Origin of the sequence: Methanoplanus limicola DSM 2279, assembly GCF_000243255.1 — an archaeon.
Taxonomy (GTDB): Archaea; Halobacteriota; Methanomicrobia; order Methanomicrobiales; family Methanomicrobiaceae; genus Methanoplanus; species Methanoplanus limicola.
In genome coordinates this window covers 2809946-2829481 of record NZ_CM001436.1, presented here as the reverse complement: position 1 = coordinate 2829481, position 19536 = coordinate 2809946, and the positions used below count along the sequence as shown (strand labels likewise).

The window sequence follows — 19536 nt, the reverse complement described above, 5'->3', positions numbered from 1 at the left end:
AATAATTTAGTTTATAATTTCCTTTGCGTGTAAAATAATTTTTTACAGGACACCCTTTGTGCTTGGGACGCCTTTTCCTTCCACAATCCTCACAGAGTCGCCCAGAGCCACTCCAAAGGCTTTAAAGATCGCTTCACATATGTGATGGTCGTTTTTACCTTCAAATGTAATGTGGGCCGTTATTCCTGCGTTTGAGCAGAGGCTGTAGAAGAAGTGCTCAAACATATCCGGGGGTATGGATGAGATGTCCCTGCCGGAAAATTCACCTTTCATGACAAGGTAGAAGCGCCCGCCGAAGTCAAGCGTAACATGGGCTATTGCCTCGTCCATAGGGACTGCTGTATGTGCAAACCTCTTAATGCCTCTCTTCTCTCCGGCAGATTTCCGGACTGCAAGCCCCAGTACGATTCCGATGTCCTCCATCGTGTGGTGGCAGTCGATCTCAAGGTCCCCTTTGGCCTTTATATCCAGATCAAAACCGCCATGCTTTCCCATGGCATTTATCATGTGGTCCAGAAACGGAATTCCCGTATCTGAGCTGACAGAACCGCTTCCGTCAGGGTCAAAGGTTACGGATATTTCCGTTTCAGAGGTCTCTCTTTTAACTTCAGCCTTTCTCATCTTATCACTTCCAGTGCATCCTTAAAGTTAATCTTACCACTGTAAAGTGCAGACCCGAGGACAACTCCTCCTGCACCCATGTCATACAAAACCTTTACATCTTCGGTTGAGGTCACACCGCCGGAGGCTATCACCGGAATTTTTGTCTTTGATATGAGGTCACGGACAGGTTCTGACGATATGCCTCTCTCAAGGCCTTCAACATCAACATTGGTATAGAGCAGTGACCCGGCTCCGAGTTCCTCAAATTTTTCTGCCCATGAGAGGTAGTCACCCGCAGACTCTTCCCATCCCTTAACGACGACCTGCCCGTCCTTAGCGTCCACTCCGGCACAGATTCTCTCACTGCCCCACTCATCGGCAAGGGTTCTGACAGTCTCAGGTTCCTTTACTGCCATTGTCCCTATGATAACTCTGTCCACACCGGTATTCAGCCATCCTGAGGCATCTGTGATGCTTCTGATGCCGCCTCCGAGCTGAATGAAGACTCCGGTCTCATCAATTATTTCCCTGATGATCCCTGCATTCTTCCCGGCATCACCGAATGCGCCGTCGAGGTTTATGATGTGCAGGCAGTCGGCACCCTCTTCTATCCACCCGGATGCACACTTCAGAGGGTCACCGTATCTTCTGGAACTCTCCTTTCTGCCCTGCACAAGCTGAACGCACTGCCCGCCCAGGATATCAACTGCAGGAAATATCTTCACGGTCAAATCACCTGATCATTCTTTCGATAGGGACAACAAGGATGTCTCTTGCACCTGCGTTTTTCAGGCTGCTGACAAGACCATACAGATGATCTTCCGATACAACGGCATGCACAGCCACCAGATTGTCCTCTGAGGCCACATCCATAACCGTCGGCCCTGAAAGTCCGGGCAGGACATTTCTGACAGCTTCAAGCGCCTCTCTGTGGACATTCATCATCAGGTACTTCTTACCCTTTGCACGCATTACACTCTCAATTGCAAGGCAGAATTCAGCTATCTTTTCACTGTAGATCTTCTGTGCATCCCTGTTTGCTATGAGTATTGTTGTTGAGACTAAAATTTCCGAGATAACCCTCAGGTTGTTCGTCCTTATTGTGTTGCCTGAACTTGAGAGGTCAACGATTGCATCGGCGATTCCAAGGTATGGTGCCGCTTCGCATGCTCCGCCGACAGATACAATTGAGACGCTTAGTTTTTCATCCCTGAAATATCTCTCGCATATCCCCGGAAATTCAGTTGCAATCTTTTTGCCGTCGAGATCTCTTACATCTGCTATATCTGAGTCCTCAGGGACGGCGATCACAAGGGTTGCCTTTCCGGATTTAAGGTCCATAAGTTCTTCGACATCTGCACCTCTCTCCATAACCATATCCCTGCCGGTAATACCAAGGTCTGCCGCACCGCTTGCTACATAGGCCGGGATGTCAACCGGACGCGCAAACAGGACTTCTATTGCAGGGTCTGATGTCCCGGTAATCAGCTTTCTGCTGACGCTGTTTTGCAGAATCAGTCCGCTGTCCTCGATGAGTTCAATGATTGGGTCTGCAATTCTGCCTTTGTTTGGAATTGCAAGACGGAGAATTCTCTTCTCTGTTTGCCTTGTATTCATAGATCAAAAAAGAGTTTGTAATTAGAATGTCTTTAATTCACCGCGTATGACGCGCTCGGTAATTGTTCTGATGTCAGCAAGATTATCGTCAATTATTGCGTTAATCTCCTTCTCAATTACAGATTCGCTGCCGTCGCCGTTGTAGATATATTGTGCGCTTGCAACAAGCGGCTGATCGATCGGCTTTCCGATCTGTGAGAGCAGCCTGATGTAGAGGTCATCAATCCCGTCAACCTTTGCAACACATTCCTTTGCGATCTCTGTTGAAAGAAGGTTGTATATCTTTCCTATGTGGTTGATTGGATTTTTGCCGCTTGTGGCTTCCATGCTCATCGGGCGCTGTGGTGTGATAAGTCCGTTGCAGCGGTTTCCTCTGCCGACACTTCCGTCATCACCCATCTCGGCTGAAGTTCCGGTCACTGTAAGGAAGATGCTGCCGTTTTCAGGGTTGTCGCCGGTATTTACGAATACGTTTACCTTTCTGTCTGTGGAAGCGGATGCGACTTTCCGGACTTCCTCAACCATGAATGCCTTTGCTTCGTTGTAATCATCCATTCCGGAGCAGAATCTGTCTACCATCGGCACACATAGTGTAAGTGAGATGTCATCTTTCTCCCTGAGTCCCATGATCTTAATGTCTGTGCCTATAACTGGCTTTTTTGGCCTGACATTTCCGTCAATGTGCTCGCTTACATTGAGAATTATTTTTTCAAGGTCACTGAAGGGGGCGTGACCTATACCAAATGATGTATCGTTTGCATGCGGGATTGGGTTGTTGTTGCAGGCTTTAAATACGTCCCTTAAGTCTGATGATCCGACACCCATGCGGCAGTCAACAATTACGTCACTGTCCATGTCAATAAACCGGAGAGTCTCTTTGATGTAATCGCGTGCAGCTTTCAGTGCTATTGAATCGGTCGGGATGCTCTTGCCTTCATAGTTCTTTGTTGCGCGTCCTGTCAGGAGCACATAGACCGGCCTGAGTATATCTCCGCCGCCGAACTTCGGCATAGATTCTCCGGCAACGATCTCACCCTGGTCAGTGTTGTGGTGAAGGACTGCATCGCACTCTTCGAGGTACGCTTTTGAGAGTGCCTTTGATACAGCCTCTGCAATTCCGTCTGCAATACTGTCAGGATGTCCGATGCACTTTCTCTCGGCAATCTCGATCTGCTGCTTTTCAATTGGTGTCTGTGTCAGTCGCTCTACTGAAATATTTCTTGGCATATTGAATTCTCAATCTCCTATATAATATTCTAAAATTTAGTAATTATTGTATAAATATATTTTCTCACGACATTTATGATTGTCAGTAATTTTATGAGACAGACAGGTATATTCTCTCTAAAATTCCGGTGAAAAAAGTGAAAGAATTATTGTAGGCAATAATAATATTATTATTGTGGTTTTTGTGGTTTTTGTCCGGGCTATCTGATTCTGACATCAGATCTGATGGTTATTGCGCATTTCCCGTCACGGAATACCCTGACAACTCCTCCGGATTCAGAGACTGTCACCCCGATAACCGGGATATCAAGTGTTATCGCCGCAGTGGCAAGGTGCCGTCCTCCCATCCCTCCGGGAAGATTATTTGAGGCGGTATTTATATTGAGGTATCTTCCGGCTGAGACAACATGCCCTGTTTCATTAATTACAAAGACTCCGTCTATCTGTGCAATCTCCTTGATGCTCTCCCAGTTGTTCTCGTTTTTTATATCGCAGTCCTCTTCCACCTGACCTTTATACGGGTTGATTATCGCCTGGTATGAATGAGCAAGTATCTTCTCCGGGTCACCCATGATAAATGCTGTGCCGATGGGTCTTCCTTCACGTCCCTCAATCGCGATATTGAGTGCGAGCCTGAGGACGGCCGACATTATTTCACGGGGTATCAGGTCTTCAAAGGATTTCAGGTCGATGAAATTTTTCCCCTGATCGATGTCATATATCACAAGGGCGTAGGGGAATACTGCAACTACCTGTCCTTCTGCAAAATTTTTGAGGAGATATATCTGAACAGCGGCATCATGAAGATGCTTCTCAGAAATTTCAAGGATGTCGTGCATTGTCAGGTCTTTTAAGACGTCAAGCTGGAGGTCCTCTACTTTTATTACCGGAATTTCAGATTCAAATTCAATATCTCTCATGAAGGAGACTATCGCTTTTGCTCCTATCTCCTCTGCAATCTTCTCTGCGCTTTTCATCATCACCATAGCTTTCTCTGTGCAGTTTTCAGCCGTTTTTATCCTCTCCTTTAAGATGCCGGTATTCGCGGGTATAATATTTTCCGGGTAATTTGTTTTTTGTCCAAAACCATCCGGGCTTCAGATCATCTCTTCAATCAGTTCGGGAATATCTGAGGGCTTTTTGGCAATCGTAATCCCTATGTCCTCAAGACGCCTGATCTTTGATTTTGCGTCATCCTCTCCTCCGGCAACGATTGCACCTGCATGCCCCATTCTCTTCTCAGGCGGTGCGGATACTCCTGCAATGTATGCAACAATCGGCAGGCTGGTGTACGATGCACCCTCCTCCTCAAGATTGCCTCCCACTTCACCGATGAGAACTACTGCCTTTGTCTGCCGGTCTTTCTCAAATCTCTCAAGGACATCGACAAATGTCTGGCCGATTACAGGGTCGCCACCGATGCCCACAATGCTGCTCTGGCCTATGCCTGCCCTTGAGAGTTCACTGACAACCTCGTAGGTGAGTGTTCCGCTTCTTGAGATGATGCCTGTATTTCCGGGCATTGCAAGGTGTGCGGGCATTATGCCAAGTTTGATCTCTCCGGGTGAGAGAATGCCGGGACAGTTTGGCCCGATTACACTGCACCCTTCCATCTTTGCATATGATATTGCACACATGGCGTCATGGACCGGTATATGCTCTGTGATTGCAACGACAGTCTCTATGCCGTTGTATGCCGCTTCCATGATCGAATCTCCGGCTGCGAACGCCGGCACAAAGAGTACGCTCACCTCTGCATCATGCTCTGTCAGGGCCTCCCGTACTGAGTTGTACACCGGAACTCCGTTCACTTCCTGTCCGCCCTTTCCGGGTGTAACTCCTGCAACAACCCCTCTTCCTCCTACTTCATCGGCGTAGCGGTTCATGAGGTCAATGTGGAATGCACCCTGCTTTCCGGTTGCACCCTGGACTATCACAGGGGTCTTCTTATCTCCGTATATCATTCTTCTGCAACCTCCACAGCGGTTTTTACGACATCTTCCATGGTGTCGAGCATATCGTACCCCTTCTCTTTTAACATCTCTTTTCCGGCATGCTCATTTGTTCCGGCAAGGCGGACGATCACCTTCTGAGGCACGCCTGCATCAATTATTCCGGCGGCGACTTCATCACATCTTGTAATGCCTCCGAGGAGGTTTACGACTATGACCTTCACACCCGGCATTTCGGATACAAGCTGTACTGCATTGCGTACTCTGTCGCGTGCCGCCCCTCCTCCGACATCGAGGAAGTTTGCTGCCTTTCCGCCGTAGTATTCGATTAGGTCAAGGGTGGACATCGTAAGCCCGGCACCGTTTCCTATAACTCCGATTGAACCTTCCAGCTCGACATATGAGAATCCGAACTCTTCTGCCCTTCTCTCCCGGTCCGTAAGGTCGCGGTTTACCTTTATGCCCTGCCTGTAGAGGGCATTGTCATCTATTACAAGCTTTGCGTCCGCGGCATAGACTCCTTTTTCAGTGACTACCAGAGGATTTATCTCTGCCAGCAGTGCATCTTTCTCACAAAATACCCTGTACAGTGAGTTTATTGCCGGTGCTAACTCCTTTGGTGCGTCCTTTAAGAGCCTTCTCATCATAAAATCCGGAATTTCATGGAGAATCGGAGTGATTCTTACGGTCTGGATTGCGTCAGGGTTTTTCTTTGCGGTCTCCTCTATTTCGACACCGCCGTCTGAGGAGAAGAGGATGACCGGCATTTTCTTTGCACGGTCAATTGTAATACTGACGTAATATTCCTTTAAGATCGGAAGTTTCTCCTCAATGAGTATCTTATCAACCGGAATTCCTTTGATCTCCTTTGCAAAGAGTCTGGAGGCCTCCTGCATGACATCACCGGTTTTTGTGATGATGATTCCGCCGGCCTTGCCCCTTCCTCCGACATCAATCTGGGCCTTTAAGACGACCTCATCTCCAAAGTCCTTCTCACGTCCGTCTATCCCGCCGGCACTCTTTACAGTGTATCCCTTCGCTACCGGAATGTTATATTCCCTGAAAATATCTTTGGCTTCGTATTCAAGCAGTTTCAATCGAGAACTCCTCCTTTGTCTATTAATTCAAATCCTGCATTCAGTGCCTTTAAGTTGAGCTGTTCGGTCCCTTTGGGTACGCTGTCGAGCACTGCCATCTCAATTGCCTCTCTGCTCACAACACCTGTTGCCGCGACAAGACTGCCGAGCATTATGATATTTGCAACAATCGGTCTGCCCAGACTGTTCTTGGCTTCTTCGGTTGCAGGTATCTCGAAGTATTTACACTCCGGGCGTGAGAAGACCAGTCCTGAGTCGATGAGCATGCAGTCCGTCTGCTCTGCTTCTGTCCCGTATTTTTCATATCCCTGCTGTGACATAATTACGTAAATATCCGGACTGCTCACCTTCGGGTATAATATCTCCTCGTCATCGATGATGTCTGCACTCATGGAGGCTCCGCCCCTTGCTTCAGGGCCGTACACCTGTGTCTGGACTGCAAATTTACCGTCATATATCGCCGCAGCTTTTCCGAGAATTACAGCGGACAGTATAATTCCCTGTCCCCCGAATCCTGAAAAGAGAACTTCATGTCTCATTTATCCGGCACCCCCATTGCAGGTTTATTCCGGTTTACAAACTCACCGACTGTGAATTTTTCTGCCGGAATTTCCTCCCCCCTCTCTTCCATTCTTCTCTTTTTTGAAAGCAGGAGTGCATTTGTTCTCATATATTCGATCATATCCGATGCGGTTCTGAGTTTGTTTCTTCTGCCGTATGAGGTGGGACACTGTGTCATAGACTCGATGAATGAGAACCCTGGTTTTTCAAGCCCGGTTTTTATCGCATCTGTGAGCTGTTTTACGTGGTAAGCTGTCCAGCGTGCAGAGTAGTTGGCCCCCGCCGCAGCAGCGAGTTCTGCGAGGTCAAAGGCAGGTTCATGGGCGCCGTATGGCGTTGTGGAAGAGAACTTTCCTTCCGGTGTACAGGGACTTCCCTGACCGCCTGTCATGCCGTAGATCATATTGTTTATGCAGATGACTGTCATGTCGATATTTCTCCGGCAGGCATGAATGAAGTGGTTTCCGCCTATTGCGGAGAGATCTCCGTCACCTGTGAATACAACCACATTCAGTTCAGGTTTTGCCATCTTAACTCCGGTTGCAAAGGCAAGTGCACGCCCGTGGGTTGTATGCAGGGAATCTGTGGATATATATCCCGGAGCACGTGATGAGCATCCGATTCCGGATACAAACACTGTATCGTCTATCTCCCATCCCATCTGTGTGACGGCGCTTAGCGTGCAGTTTATGACAGTGCCGTTTCCGCACCCTGTGCAGTATATGTGAGGGAGCCTGTCCTGACGGAGCCAGTCGTTTATGTCACTGCTCAAAGGAAGTCCTCCATTACATTCATGAGTTCTGTGGGTGTGTGCATCTCACCGCCGATCTTTGGAACAGATATTACCGGCACATCTGTGCTCTTCTTCACCTCGCCTGCGATCTGTCCGAGGTTCATCTCCGGGACTATGAAGACTTTTGCATTGGAAAATTCAGCGAGTGCATGGTCCGGGAATGGCCAGACCATTCTCATGTTGAGATGACCTATCAGGATGTCGCTTCTGTCCTTCATCAGCTGCCTGACCGTTCGTGTGGCGGGGCCGTATGTGACAAAGACAATCTCAGCAGATGAGTTGACTAAGTCAAAGTCTGCAATCTCCACTTTTTTGGATTCAATCTTGCTGTTAAGCCTTTTTACAAGGTTTGCATGGACTTCACAGTCTGTGGCGTCAGGATACCCTTTCATATTGTGGGTCAGTCCTGTCACATGGGTCCTGTAGCCTTTCCCGAATTCCGGAAATCCCGGCACTCCGTCTTCTTCCGGTTCAAAAGGAAGCATGCCTTCCTTCAACGGTTTTCTCCGGATAATCTCCACAGAGTCAGGGATGGTGATCTTCTCTCTCATGTGCCCGATCGTCTCGTCTGACATCAGGAATACCGGGCATCTGAAACGGTCGGCAAGATTGAAAGCTTTTACAGTGAGGTCAAACATCTCCTGAACAGTTGACGGTGTGAGTGCGATTATTGAATAATCGCCATGGGAGCCATATCTGCACTGCATCATGTCACCCTGTGCCGACATTGTTGGCTGTCCTGTTGAAGGGCCGCCTCTCTGGATATTGACCACGACAAGCGGGGTCTCGGTCATGACGGCGTATCCGAGGTTCTCCATCATGAGGGAGAATCCGGGGCCGCTGGTTGCTGTCATTGCCCTTGCACCTGTCCATGATGCGCCGATTACCGCGGATATGCTGGCAATCTCATCTTCCATCTGGATAAATGTCCTGTTCATCTTCGGAAGGCGCAGTGCCATCTGTTCAGCAACTTCTGTCGATGGTGTTATCGGATAACCGCCGAAAAAGTCACATCCGGCAGCGATTGCTCCTTCAGCAGAGGCATAATTCCCCTGCATAAATACAGTACGCGTCAATATTCAATCACCACCCTCACCTTTGGATCATCCTTATCCTCAATCCAGGATATTGCCTGATCCGGGCATATGAGCTGGCATACTCCGCAGAGCTGCCGGTTATATAGATTCCTCAGCCTGCAGTTTGTGCACCTCTGCGGCCTGTCAAGCACAGGCACAACTATTCCCCTCTCGTTTAGCTTTTTTCCTTCTGTAAAAATGCTGTAGGGGCATACTGTCGTGCAGAGGTTGCAACCCTTGCAGCGGGTTTCATCAATTATAAGTTTCATCGGTATCAACCGGTAATCCGTGTATAGTTGTTTATATCATTTATCAGTAAAACTACTAAATATATCCTGAATTTTCATATTTCCGCCGGGAAATATGCTCTGCGCCTCTTCTGTTTTTATCGATTTTAAGTCCTTATTTTTGCTTTAATTCCGTATGGTGGATAATTATTGGTTTTATGCCCGGTTCTTAAAAAAAAAATTTATCTTTTTTTTATCCCGGAGAAGAAAAAGGCAGATGTCCACAAAATCTGTGTGGTTCTAAAAGCGCCCGCTGAATTTCTCCTCTGCAACTGCCCTTACATCCCTGTAGAGGTTGCCGCCTTCTGAATCCATTGCAACAGTAAGTGGCAGATCTTTTATTTCTATTATCCAGACAGCCTCTGCCATTCCGAGTTCCTCAAAGTACACTCCCTTAAGCTCCATTTTTGATGCTGCAAGTGCGGCACAGCCGCCTGTGAATGCGAGATAAACGCCCCTGCCTCTTAGAGCTTCTGATACTTCATCACTCATGCCGCCTTTGCCGATGAATGCCCGGACACCGTTTTCCGGCAGGAATGAGCAGATATTGTTCATACGTGCAGAAGTTGTCGGGCCCGCGGCTATTATTTTATTGTCCTGAATTACCGGGCCGCAGTGATAGATTACAGCACCTTCCGGGTTAAAAGGAATGCCGTCCTCTATCATCTCAAGATGTGCCTCATCCCTTGCTGTATATATTGTACCTGAGAGAAGAACGTGATCTCCGGCTTTAAGGTTCAGCACTTCTTCACCAAGGGGTGTTTTGAGCCTGACTGCCTGTTTGTCTTCATTCATCAGAGATTCACCTCAACAGTTGCCCGCCGGCAGACCCAGCACTGGACATTGACAGCCACAGGCAGTGATGCCGTATGGCAGTGCTCTTTTTTTACCTTGACTGCAATAGCCGTAATGTCTCCGCCAAGCCCCATCGGGCCGATGCCGAGTTCATTTACTGCATCGCATAACTCCTGCTCGTATTCGTCCATCTCATCTACGGGCATGAGCAGTGCCTCTTTTGCAAGCGATGCAACACCGTCAAAGGTGCTGCCTATGCCAACTCCCAGTACAACCGGAGGGCAGGGTTTACCCCCTGCAAGGAGCATAGTTTCGGCAACGAATTTCTTAATATTCTTAACTTCTGACGGCAGCATCATGGCAAGTCTTGATGAGTTCTCGCTGCCGCCGCCCTTTGGCATGGCGGTTATGGTGAATTTTTCTCCCGTTTTTATATGCACTGCCGGAAAGCCGGCACCTGTATTGTCTCCGGAATTTTTTCTGGTTATGGGATCGACTGCGTTTGGTCTGAGCGGGACGCCTGAATTTGCTCTTAACAGGCCCTCTTTAATCCCTTCATGGATTATTTCCCGGTCTTCAAACCCTTCCGGTATTGTAACGTAGAAGATGTGCATCCCGGTATCCTGGCATATTGGAATGTCCATCTCTTCTGCCTGCCTGATATTGTCCAGAATGTTTCTGTACTCCGCCTTTGCGACAGGATTAGATTCTTTCTCTATTGCAGCGTTCATTGCACGCAGGAAGTCGTCCGGAAGTCTGACCTCTGCCTCATGTATCGCCTCTTCTGTTGCGGATGCGATATTCTCCTTTAAATTATTCATGGTGACACTTCACAGATTATGTAATATTTTCGTTAAAATATATGTGGTGCTGCTCTCCTGAGATAACTTCCGGAAAAAGCGGATATACTGCACTCCGGGTTCTGAGCTCCGGATTGCAGGATTTAAATAATCTGTATGTGCCTCAGTATCAGCAGAATAAATAATGCTGCAATTATGAGGATTATTGCACCCGGAAGAATTTCAGGTTCTTTAAAAAAAGACAATGTCAGGTTTTTTTATCCTGATCTGAATCTTCTGCCGGGTTCCGGACTCCGGTATCCGTTACTCCGTCAAAGACGTATGCGTATGAGATGAAAATAAGAAGATCAAATACGATTAAAAGAACCACCGTTGCCAGAAATAGCAGGCCTGAAGTAGATTTTTCTTTCTTCACAGAGATTCCCGAATAACTTTATTTATTAATTTTCGGTATATCTGCATTCCCTTTTGGAATATATGACCCTTAGAAATTAGTTCCTGCAACGGCGGTCTGAATTATTCTGAATTATTATAATTTGGGATAAAAAGAAATATTTGTTAATATTATCCCTGAATTCAGGCTTCAGCAGGTCTTTCGATTACAATTCTCGTTGGTGTCGGGAGTTTGTACCCGGCAGTCCTGAGACTCTTCTTGGCTTTCTCAGCCATTGCATCGGTTGTGTAGATTGTGAAGACTTTCTGTCCTGACTGTACACGTGCTGCTGTGCCTACTGCTTTTCCGAATGCCGATCTCATACCTTCAGAAACACGGTCCGCACCTGCACCTGTTGCCTGCTTGTTCTCACGGAGAACCTGGTGTGGGTATGTTCTGAGCTTGAAATGATAGTTCATCCTTCCAATCTCTTTCTGAAGTTTACGGTTAACTGACATACGTGCTGCTTCAAGAGCCTTGTGCTGAATCTGGCATGATTCATCAGCAATTATTGATACTCTTACTGGGAACTCTGCTTTTGTATTGCCCATATCGAACTGGACTACCTTTGATCCGGGCACACCACCCATATACTCGCGCCTCGTATATGCTCTCTTGGAGATTGCCCTGTACATTTTTGCGGGTTTTCGAACCATTGCTGAATACTCCTGAATAACTAAATGTGCTATAAAAAATGGGGATGTATCATAATAAAATTAACTATGTACATTATTGATCCTGCGGGTTATCGCTGATAAGTGAGAGTATATACTTTCTCAGCCTGATAAATTCCGGATCAGTTCTCTCTCTTTTCTTACCTTCCGGAAGATCGATCTCAATTATTTCCCTGATTCTTCCTGGTCTTGTGCTGAGGACAACCACTCTGTCTGAGAGGTAAACTGCCTCATCAACACTGTGCGTTACAAATATTACCGTCTTTCTGGTCTTTTCATGTATGTCCAGAAGTTCATTCTGCATCCTGTTCCTCGTCTGTGCATCAAGGGCGCCGAAGGGTTCATCCATCAGGAGAAGTTTTGGCGCGTTTGCAAGTGCCCTTGCAATGGCAACTCTCTGCCTCATGCCTCCTGACAGTTCATGCGGGTAGGAGTTCTCAAATCCCTTAAGATTTACAATGTCAATATATTCAGCGGCAGCCTTTCTTCTCTCTTCTTTTCCGATACCTTTCATCTCCAGGCCGAATGCGATATTGTCAATTATGTTCAGCCACGGGAAGAGAGAATACTCCTGAAAGACCATTCCCCTTTCAGGGTCGGGCCCCCTTATCTCATTGCCCTCAAGGAGGATCTCCCCTGAAGTAGGTTCTTCAAGTCCGGCAATTATCCTGAGAAGCGTCGTCTTTCCGCATCCTGATGGCCCTACAAGGGATATGAACTCCTCTTTTTCGATATCGAGGTTTATGCTGTCAAGTGCGGTAAGAGGTTTTGCTCCCTCCTTTGAGAATTTTTTATTGAGGTCTTTTACTGATAAAAATGCCATTTACATCCCCTCCTCCATCCATTTCAGCATCTCCCGGTTGACATAATACCTGAAGAGAAGATCAATAACAAGACCGATAAAACCTAAAACAAGCATATATACAACAACGCTTGGCATCTGGTGGAGGTTGTAGTATGTCCAGAGGTTCTTTCCAAGGCCGTATTTTCCGCTCCCTGCACCGAATATTTCCGCTGCAACAAGGCACATCCACCCAACGCCCATAGCGATTCTGACCCCGGAAATTATTGACGGCACTGCCGAAGGGAATGCGATCTTTCTGATGAGTGGTATGTCTTTCGTGCAGCCGAGAACTTTTCCGGCTTCAATAAACACTTTTGGAACATTACGAAATCCCGTATATGTATTGATCATTATCGGAAATACGGCGCCTATGAAGATTATGAATCCCGCGGCAACATCTGTCAGGCCAAACCAGATTATTGCAAAAGGAATCCATGCGAGCGGAGGTATCGGCCTTAATATCTCAATTATCGGGTTTAATGCAGAGTCTGCGTCCCTGAACCATCCCATGAGTATCCCTACCGGAATTCCGACAAGCAATGCCGCAATCATTCCTATGAAGAAATGGAGCATACTGTAGAGGAAGTCTTTAAACAGGGTTCCTTTCGGACCGAAGATCGTCATATAAAGGGCTTCAAGGACGTCGGTAAAGGACGGGAGGAAAAATTTGTTGCCTACAATAAATACGGCAAAGGCCTGCCATATGAGTATTACAGCAATTATAGTCCCAACCGGAAGGAGCAGTTTTTTACTGGTTAATTTCTTCTTAATTTTCATTTTTAAAACCTATCCGTTAGCGGCGGGGTGCATCAGTATAACTGTATATGTGGCAGTGATGCACAAAAAACACTTTTCCCAGATATTTGTGCTGAGGGAATAAAAAAAATATTTGTCTGATTGTCAGACTTCTTCAGGCAGTTGCCTTTTCGTAGAATGAAAGGTCGAATATTTCGTCCTGTGTCAGTTCTTTCTCGATATATCCAAGTTCTGCCTGTGTTTTGACGTAGTCCATCACTCCTCCGGTGATGATATTTGGATCAGATACCCATTCCCCGTCCCAGTTGCTGAACGAATCTTTGACTGTTTCAACTGTGTTCTTTGTGTAGCCTGAATAGATCTCAGCAGCCTCATCTTTGTTGGCTCTGATATAATCTGTAGCCTTAATGTGGGTCTTTACAATTTCCACAACTGCGTCCGGGTTTTCCCTTATCATCTTTCCGCTGACTACAAGTACGCAGCATGGGTGATCTTTCATCATTTCACCGGAATTAACTACAATTCTGCCTGCGCCGTCATTTTCAATGATTGTCGGTGAGGGTGCCGGAAGGAATACTGCATCGATCTGTCCTGCGGTTATTGCAGTGATTGCATCTCCGGGACCCATCGGGCGTATGTCAACATCTTTTTCATCATCAATGCCGTTATCCCTGAGCCATCCCCTGAGTAGTGTATCCTGGATTGTTCCGGATGGGAATGTTGCAATTGTGTGTCCCTTTAAGTCTTCGGGTTTTTCATATGCAATGTCATTGCCGACAACGAGTGCAGATCCCTGTGTCTGTACTGCGGCGACGATCTTTCCGTCAAGTCCGGTTGCAAGTGCGGATATGACCGGTGCTGCGCCAACGTATGCGACATCAATGTCTCCTGCAATCATTGACTGCATCTCCGGTGCGCCTGTAGGGAACTGGAATTCGTTTTTGTTCCTGTCGGTGGTGTATCCGAATGGTGCGAGGTTCTCACTCCACCATCCCTTCTCCATTGCTGCCATATAGGCTATCTGGTGTGTGCTTGGCTGGTAACCGAAATTCAGACTTTTTGCTGTTTTTTCTGTTCCTGCCGGTGTTTCATCTGTGCCTGTACATCCTGCTGTAAGCACAAGCGATAATGAAATCAGTGCCAGTAATATTAATCCTGCAATTTTTTTCATACCTTTAACCTCTCCTGATGGAGTTCTATAGTAATTTCATTAAGAAAAGTATTTAATTGGTTTTGTTTGGGTCAACTTTATTGGCTTTATGTATTAAATTATCTGTTTCTGTGGACAATGGGGTGGTTTTTTTCATGGATGTACCTGCCTGCTGACTCTCCGGTGCCTATGCGTGGATTTAATCATTTATTCTGACACCAATAATAAGAGGAGTTGTTTTTGCATATGACAAAAGATCCACTCAGGGGTGGGCGCCTTGGTGACTCACGCCCGTCTGAAGTCTGGGATTATTTATCTTCGATGGAGGCCGACCGCTTCATCGGGATGGCAGATGTGTCTGTAGATATTGCTCATCTGCTGATGCTTTCCAGGCAGGAAATAATAGACCAGGATTCTGCAAAAAAAATAATGAATGTCCTGCTGAAACTGCATGATGAGGGTCTTCCTGATTCCGTATATGACGAGAAATTTGAAGATGTTCATGCCGGGATTGAGGCATATATTATAGATAAAATAGGTATTGATTCCGGCGGCAGGCTTCATATGGGCCGTTCAAGAAATGATGAGGTTGCAACATGCGTCAGGATCAGACTAAGAGAGGAGATCTTAGACCTGATGTCTGATATTGCTATCCTGAGGAGTATCTTCTGCGGTTTTGCAAAGGATAATACTGATATTTACATGCCGGGATTTACTCATCTCCAGCATGCACAGCCGACAACGGTTGCCCATTACCTGATGAACTATGAGCAGGCATTTAAAAGGGACTTTGAGAGGCTTGGCGATGCTTATCTGAGGATTGATCAGTGCCCTCTCGGCGCTGCTGCCTTTGCCTCTACCGGATATCCGATTGACAGGGAGTATACGTCTGATCTGCTTGGCTTTGGCGGTGTTCTGGAGAATACAATGGACTGTGTTGCCGGCCGCGATTTTGCCCTTGAAGTGGTCTCTGACTGTGCTATCCTTATGAATAATATAAGCCGTCTGTGTGAGGAGATTATATTCTGGAGTTCTTCATTTGTCAGCTTTGTAATTCTTGCTGATGAATACTGCTCTACAAGTTCAATTATGCCTCAGAAGAAGAACCCCGACTGTGCCGAGATTATGAGGGCAAAGGCGGGTTCTGTCTCCGGGTGCCAGATGGCGGCATTTTCAATAATTAAGAACCTTCCTATGAGCTATAACCGCGATATGCAGGAGTTATGGCCTCATCTCTGGAAGGCGATTAGTGATACTAAGAGTTCAATAAAGATCCTGAACGGGATGATAAGGACTGCTCATATCAACCGGAAGAGAATGGCGGAGGAGGCAGTTAAGGGAAATACGACTGCAACTGAACTTGCCGATATTCTTGTAAGGGAGTATGGTCTGGCCTTCAGGACTGCGCATAACATCGTCGGGCGTGCTGTCAGAACTGGAAAACTTGACCTTGAAACGCTTGAGATGTCTGCAAAAGAGATGGCGGGGATATCCCTTGTGGAGCTTGGCCTTACGGAGGATGCAGTTGCTGACAGTCTTGAGGTAAGTACGTCTGTAAATGTCCGGAACGCAACCGGCGGACCGTCGCCGCAGGCTGTAATGGCCAGTATAATGAGAAGTGAGGCTGCATATGCGGATGACCTTGAATGGATCAGGGGTCTTAAGATGCATCTTCACTCGTCAGAGAAGCATATGATAGAAAAAGCAAGAGAACTGGTAATGGAATAATGGATTCGGGAGACCGGGTGTCATGCAGTTATGCCGGAAGCATGCTCGAGGGCACCTATATTACAAAGAGAGATGGCAAAGCGGTAATTAAGCTTGACAACGGGTACAACATCGGGGTGTCCTTTGATACAGTGACAAAAACCGCTGATGCTGAGAAGAGGGAGGCTGTTAAGGGTGGATTTACCCGGGAAGAAGGCCTTCCTGATCTTGCTATTGTATCAACCGGAGGAACGATTGCTTCCAGGATTGATTACAGAACCGGAGCCGTAACGAGCCAGTTTGAGGCTGAGGATATTATGAGGGCAATTCCGGGACTGGCTTCGATTGGCAATTTCACCTCTCATGTTCCGGCAACTATTCTTTCGGAGAATATGACTCCTTATATCTGGAAAGAGCTTGCCTCAACCATTTACAGTGAGATTGAGTCCGGTGTTGCGGGAGTTATTGTTACGCACGGTACTGATACCATGTCGTATTCGGCTGCTGCTGTAAGTTTCATGCTCAAAACCCCTGTTCCTGTTGTATTTGTCGGTTCTCAGAGGTCAGCTGACCGCCCGTCAAGTGACAATCTGATGAATGGCCTGTGCAGTGCTGCTGCGGCTGTCTCTGACTTAGGCGAAGTTTCGGTTGTGATGCACGGGACATCAAATGATGACTACTGCGCCATTCACAGGGGCACGAGGGTCAGAAAGATGCATACCTCCAGGCGTGATGCGTTCCGGAGTATTGATATTGACATTCTCGGTAAGGTTGAATATCCCTCACTTGAGGTCAGTCTGAATAAGCATGCCGTGAGGCGTGGCAGTTCTGAACCGGAACTTTGTGCTGATCTTGAGGAGAAGGTAGGGCTTGTGCAGTTCTATCCTGGTATGAGTCCTGATGTTATCCGCAGTTATGACGGTTATGCCGGGCTTGTCGTTGCCGGAAGCGGTCTCGGGCACACATCTTCAGTCTGTATTGAGCCTTTGAGGGAACTTGTATCATCCGGAACTACGGTTGTTATGACCTCTCAGTGTCTGAATGGCAGGGTATGTGATCGTGTCTATGATACGGGCAGGGATCTTATTGAGGCCGGAATTATTGAGGGTGAGGATATGCTTCCCGAGGTTGCTATGGTCAAACTGATGTGGGTGCTTGGCATGGAAGATGATAAGGAGAAGGTGAGGCAGCTCATGCTCTCTGATTTACGCGGTGAACTTGGGGGGTGCACACCTCATGGATTATAAGAAATTAGGTCTTAAGGCCGGAATTGAGATTCATCAGCAGCTCAATACAAGGGAGAAGCTCTTCTGCCACTGCCCTACTCTGCTCCGTGATGCTGAAGAGAGGAATGGAGAATTTTTCAGATTTCTCCGGGCAACCGAGAGTGAGATGGGAAAGATTGACCGGGCGGCAGAAGAGGAGATGAAGAAGGAGGATCGTGCCTATACCTATTATGCCTATGACACGACCTGCCTTGTAGAGAACGATGAGGAACCTCCGGCACCGATGAACCCTGAGGCTGTCGGGCTTGCAATGACTATTGCAAAGATGCTTGGCATGACTCCTGTTGAGCAGATTCATGTGATGAGAAAGCTTGTCATTGATGGTTCAAACACTTCCGGTTTTCAGAGGACTGCACTTGTTGCACTGAACGGAAAAATCCCTGCCGGTGCAGTCATTGAATCGATATGCCTTGAGGAGGAGGCGGCACAGAGGGTTGAGGGTGATATATTCTCACTTGACAGGCTTGGCATTCCTCTTGCTGAGATCACAACCGGCCCCGATATGAAGACTCCTCATGAGGTAAAGGAGGTCGCAGCATATATCGGAATGATTCTCCGGTCAACAGGCCGCGTTAAGAGAGGGCTTGGGACCATCAGGCAGGATGTCAATATCTCCATCAGTGAGGGTGCCCGTGTTGAGATCAAGGGTATTCAGGATTTAAGCCTTATTGAGGAGGTTGTGAAGCGTGAGGCCTTAAGGCAGGTGAATCTCCTTGAGATCCGTGCTGAGCTTATCCGCCGCAATGCTTCTGTTCCGGAAGATTATACTGATGTTACATCTGTCTTCTCTGAGACCGGTTCAAGCATTTTAAAGAAGGCTAAGACTATTCTTGCGGTGAATCTCAGAGGTTTTGCAGGGCTTGTAGGCAGGGAGATCCAGCCCGGAAGAAGGCTTGGCAGTGAGATCTCTGATTATGCAAAGAAGTGCGGTGTCGGCGGGCTTTTCCATACGGATGAACTGCCGGCATATGGAGTGACTGAGGATGAGGTTGCAAAACTCAGGGAGTTTGTCGGTGCTGCTGATGAGGACTGTGTCATCATAGTTGCGGATAAGAAAAAGAGGGCTGAGTGTGCAATCTCACAGATTATTAAGCGCTCGAATATGGCATTTGAAGGTGTTCCAGAAGAGACAAGAAAGATGCTTGAGGAAGGCAGCACTGCTTATATGAGGCCACTTCCCGGCGCTGCAAGGATGTATCCTGAGACTGATGTATTTCCGGTTGAGATTACTGATGAATACTGGAATTCACTTGAGATACCTGAGCTTTTAACTGCCAAAGAGGAGAGGTTTAAGAATGAACTGAACCTTGACGGGGCGGTTGCCAGGCAGATGGCCTACTCTCCGCGTATGCCCCTCTTTGAGAGGATGATTCGTGAGGGTATTAAGGCAAATCTTGCGTCAAGAACGCTTCTGGCAACCTTAAGGGAGCTTTACCGTGACGGTGTTGATACCTATTCATTATCTGATGATTCATTGCTTGAGCTTCTGAAACTTGTTGAAGACGGGAAGGCAGCAAAGGAGGCGATCCCTGATCTCATCCGTGCCGTTTCAAAGGGCATGTCTCCGGCTGAGGCTGTTGAGAGTGTCGCACCCGGAATTTCAGAAGAGGAGCTGACCGGCATTATCCGGACGATTATCGGTGAGAGGCAGGAATTCATCAAAGAGCAGGGCATGAGATCCTTAGGTCCGCTTATGGGTGTTGTCATGAAGGAGGCCCGCGGGCGTGCTGACGGCAAGGTTATCAGCGAGCTCCTTAAAAGAGAAATTCAGAGTGTTCTGTGAGATTATGGGTTAATTTATATTTTTAACCTTCAGTTAAATTTTTAACACATTGCTTTTGTATTATTATCCTAGCGATCAGGTTTTGCTTAAAATTA

General features: G+C 47.2%; 21 protein-coding genes. 3 read left to right on the top strand and 18 right to left on the bottom strand.

The genetic code is table 11. The features are described 5' to 3' along the window. Positions 1–42: 42 nt before the first annotated feature. The 18 genes from hisB to METLIM_RS13340 all read right to left on the bottom strand — a co-directional run bounded on the left by hisB (position 43) and on the right by METLIM_RS13340 (position 14686). Positions 43–621, bottom strand: a complete 579-nt coding sequence (gene hisB, locus METLIM_RS13420) for an imidazoleglycerol-phosphate dehydratase HisB (RefSeq protein WP_004079289.1) — start codon at positions 619–621, stop codon at positions 43–45. Continuing rightward, a complete protein-coding gene (gene hisA, locus METLIM_RS13415) occupies positions 618–1328 on the bottom strand; it encodes a 1-(5-phosphoribosyl)-5-[(5-phosphoribosylamino)methylideneamino]imidazole-4-carboxamide isomerase (RefSeq protein ID WP_004079287.1) in 711 nt (236 codons plus the stop codon). Before hisA ends, hisB begins: the two co-directional genes overlap by 4 nt. A 7-nt stretch (positions 1329–1335) precedes the next feature. Further along, a complete protein-coding gene (gene hisG / locus METLIM_RS13410) occupies positions 1336–2220 on the bottom strand; it encodes an ATP phosphoribosyltransferase (protein WP_004079285.1) in 885 nt (294 codons plus the stop codon). 21 nt (positions 2221–2241) lie between these two features. Beyond that, a complete protein-coding gene (locus METLIM_RS13405) occupies positions 2242–3447 on the bottom strand; it encodes a methionine adenosyltransferase (protein WP_004079284.1) in 1206 nt (401 codons plus the stop codon). Positions 3448–3647: 200 nt separating this feature from the next. Further along, positions 3648–4427 (bottom strand): DNA integrity scanning protein DisA nucleotide-binding domain protein, encoded by a 780-nt coding sequence (locus tag METLIM_RS13400; protein ID WP_245543546.1) that lies wholly within the window; start codon positions 4425–4427, stop codon positions 3648–3650. Positions 4428–4544: 117 nt separating this feature from the next. Next, positions 4545–5411: a succinate--CoA ligase subunit alpha gene (sucD, locus tag METLIM_RS13395; RefSeq protein WP_004079282.1), complete on the bottom strand. Its 867-nt coding sequence runs from the start codon at positions 5409–5411 to the stop codon at positions 4545–4547. Beyond that, complete coding sequence (gene sucC, locus METLIM_RS13390; protein ID WP_004079281.1) at positions 5408–6496, bottom strand: ADP-forming succinate--CoA ligase subunit beta; 1089 nt, start codon at positions 6494–6496, stop codon at positions 5408–5410. Before sucC ends, sucD begins: the two co-directional genes overlap by 4 nt. Then, a complete protein-coding gene (locus METLIM_RS13385; protein ID WP_004079280.1) occupies positions 6493–7035 on the bottom strand; it encodes a 2-oxoacid:ferredoxin oxidoreductase subunit gamma in 543 nt (180 codons plus the stop codon). The genes sucC and METLIM_RS13385 overlap by 4 nt, the downstream gene beginning before the upstream one ends. Further along, positions 7032–7829, bottom strand: a complete 798-nt coding sequence (locus METLIM_RS13380) for a thiamine pyrophosphate-dependent enzyme (protein ID WP_004079279.1) — start codon at positions 7827–7829, stop codon at positions 7032–7034. The genes METLIM_RS13385 and METLIM_RS13380 overlap by 4 nt, the downstream gene beginning before the upstream one ends. After that, positions 7826–8926: a 2-oxoacid:acceptor oxidoreductase subunit alpha gene (locus tag METLIM_RS13375; RefSeq protein WP_004079278.1), complete on the bottom strand. Its 1101-nt coding sequence runs from the start codon at positions 8924–8926 to the stop codon at positions 7826–7828. The genes METLIM_RS13380 and METLIM_RS13375 overlap by 4 nt, the downstream gene beginning before the upstream one ends. After that, entirely contained in the window at positions 8923–9195 is a 273-nt protein-coding gene (locus METLIM_RS13370) for a 4Fe-4S dicluster domain-containing protein (RefSeq protein WP_004079277.1), read from the bottom strand. The genes METLIM_RS13375 and METLIM_RS13370 overlap by 4 nt, the downstream gene beginning before the upstream one ends. 258 nt (positions 9196–9453) lie before the next feature. Beyond that, positions 9454–10008: a FumA C-terminus/TtdB family hydratase beta subunit gene (locus tag METLIM_RS13365; protein ID WP_004079276.1), complete on the bottom strand. Its 555-nt coding sequence runs from the start codon at positions 10006–10008 to the stop codon at positions 9454–9456. Then, a complete protein-coding gene (locus METLIM_RS13360; RefSeq protein ID WP_004079275.1) occupies positions 10008–10829 on the bottom strand; it encodes a fumarate hydratase in 822 nt (273 codons plus the stop codon). The genes METLIM_RS13365 and METLIM_RS13360 overlap by 1 nt, the downstream gene beginning before the upstream one ends. Positions 10830–11055: 226 nt before the next feature. Then, positions 11056–11223 carry a hypothetical protein gene (locus METLIM_RS16785; protein ID WP_004079273.1) on the bottom strand — a complete coding sequence of 56 codons (168 nt, stop codon included), beginning with the start codon at positions 11221–11223 and terminating at the stop codon, positions 11056–11058. Between the two features lie 161 nt (positions 11224–11384). Then, on the bottom strand, positions 11385–11897 hold the full coding sequence (locus METLIM_RS13355; protein ID WP_004079272.1) for a 50S ribosomal protein L16: 513 nt from the start codon (positions 11895–11897) through the stop codon (positions 11385–11387). 73 nt (positions 11898–11970) lie between these two features. Beyond that, positions 11971–12738 carry an ABC transporter ATP-binding protein gene (locus tag METLIM_RS13350; protein ID WP_004079270.1) on the bottom strand — a complete coding sequence of 256 codons (768 nt, stop codon included), beginning with the start codon at positions 12736–12738 and terminating at the stop codon, positions 11971–11973. Further along, positions 12739–13536: an ABC transporter permease gene (locus METLIM_RS13345; protein ID WP_004079268.1), complete on the bottom strand. Its 798-nt coding sequence runs from the start codon at positions 13534–13536 to the stop codon at positions 12739–12741. 133 nt (positions 13537–13669) lie between these two features. Next, a complete protein-coding gene (locus METLIM_RS13340) occupies positions 13670–14686 on the bottom strand; it encodes an ABC transporter substrate-binding protein (RefSeq protein ID WP_004079266.1) in 1017 nt (338 codons plus the stop codon). A gap of 225 nt (positions 14687–14911) precedes the next feature. Between METLIM_RS13340 and argH the strand changes: the two genes are divergently transcribed. From argH to gatE, 3 genes are read left to right on the top strand one after another with little or no spacing between them, the layout of a single operon-like run. Continuing rightward, on the top strand, positions 14912–16393 hold the full coding sequence (argH, locus tag METLIM_RS13335; protein ID WP_004079265.1) for an argininosuccinate lyase: 1482 nt from the start codon (positions 14912–14914) through the stop codon (positions 16391–16393). Beyond that, positions 16393–17619: a Glu-tRNA(Gln) amidotransferase subunit GatD gene (gatD, locus tag METLIM_RS13330; RefSeq protein ID WP_004079263.1), complete on the top strand. Its 1227-nt coding sequence runs from the start codon at positions 16393–16395 to the stop codon at positions 17617–17619. The genes argH and gatD overlap by 1 nt, the downstream gene beginning before the upstream one ends. Beyond that, positions 17609–19441, top strand: a complete 1833-nt coding sequence (gatE, locus tag METLIM_RS13325; RefSeq protein WP_004079261.1) for a Glu-tRNA(Gln) amidotransferase subunit GatE — start codon at positions 17609–17611, stop codon at positions 19439–19441. Before gatD ends, gatE begins: the two co-directional genes overlap by 11 nt. Positions 19442–19536 lie beyond the last annotated feature (95 nt).

Excerpts from the sequence above, each read along its gene's own strand:
- hisB (WP_004079289.1), bottom strand. The coding sequence starts at position 621 with ATGAGAAAGGCTGAAGTTAAAAGAGAGACCTCTGAAACGGAAATATCC.
- hisG (WP_004079285.1), bottom strand. The coding sequence starts at position 2,220 with ATGAATACAAGGCAAACAGAGAAGAGAATTCTCCGTCTTGCAATTCCA.
- METLIM_RS13405 (WP_004079284.1), bottom strand. The coding sequence starts at position 3,447 with ATGCCAAGAAATATTTCAGTAGAGCGACTGACACAGACACCAATTGAA.
- METLIM_RS13400 (WP_245543546.1), bottom strand. The coding sequence starts at position 4,427 with ATGATGAAAAGCGCAGAGAAGATTGCAGAGGAGATAGGAGCAAAAGCG.
- sucD (WP_004079282.1), bottom strand. The coding sequence starts at position 5,411 with ATGATATACGGAGATAAGAAGACCCCTGTGATAGTCCAGGGTGCAACC.
- METLIM_RS13385 (WP_004079280.1), bottom strand. The coding sequence starts at position 7,035 with ATGAGACATGAAGTTCTCTTTTCAGGATTCGGGGGACAGGGAATTATA.
- METLIM_RS13370 (WP_004079277.1), bottom strand. The coding sequence starts at position 9,195 with ATGAAACTTATAATTGATGAAACCCGCTGCAAGGGTTGCAACCTCTGC.
- METLIM_RS13365 (WP_004079276.1), bottom strand. The coding sequence starts at position 10,008 with ATGAATGAAGACAAACAGGCAGTCAGGCTCAAAACACCCCTTGGTGAA.
- METLIM_RS13360 (WP_004079275.1), bottom strand. The coding sequence starts at position 10,829 with ATGAATAATTTAAAGGAGAATATCGCATCCGCAACAGAAGAGGCGATA.
- METLIM_RS13355 (WP_004079272.1), bottom strand. The coding sequence starts at position 11,897 with ATGGTTCGAAAACCCGCAAAAATGTACAGGGCAATCTCCAAGAGAGCA.
- METLIM_RS13350 (WP_004079270.1), bottom strand. The coding sequence starts at position 12,738 with ATGGCATTTTTATCAGTAAAAGACCTCAATAAAAAATTCTCAAAGGAG.
- METLIM_RS13345 (WP_004079268.1), bottom strand. The coding sequence starts at position 13,536 with ATGAAAATTAAGAAGAAATTAACCAGTAAAAAACTGCTCCTTCCGGTT.
- METLIM_RS13340 (WP_004079266.1), bottom strand. The coding sequence starts at position 14,686 with ATGAAAAAAATTGCAGGATTAATATTACTGGCACTGATTTCATTATCG.
- argH (WP_004079265.1), top strand. The coding sequence starts at position 14,912 with ATGACAAAAGATCCACTCAGGGGTGGGCGCCTTGGTGACTCACGCCCG.
- gatD (WP_004079263.1), top strand. The coding sequence starts at position 16,393 with ATGGATTCGGGAGACCGGGTGTCATGCAGTTATGCCGGAAGCATGCTC.
- gatE (WP_004079261.1), top strand. The coding sequence starts at position 17,609 with ATGGATTATAAGAAATTAGGTCTTAAGGCCGGAATTGAGATTCATCAG.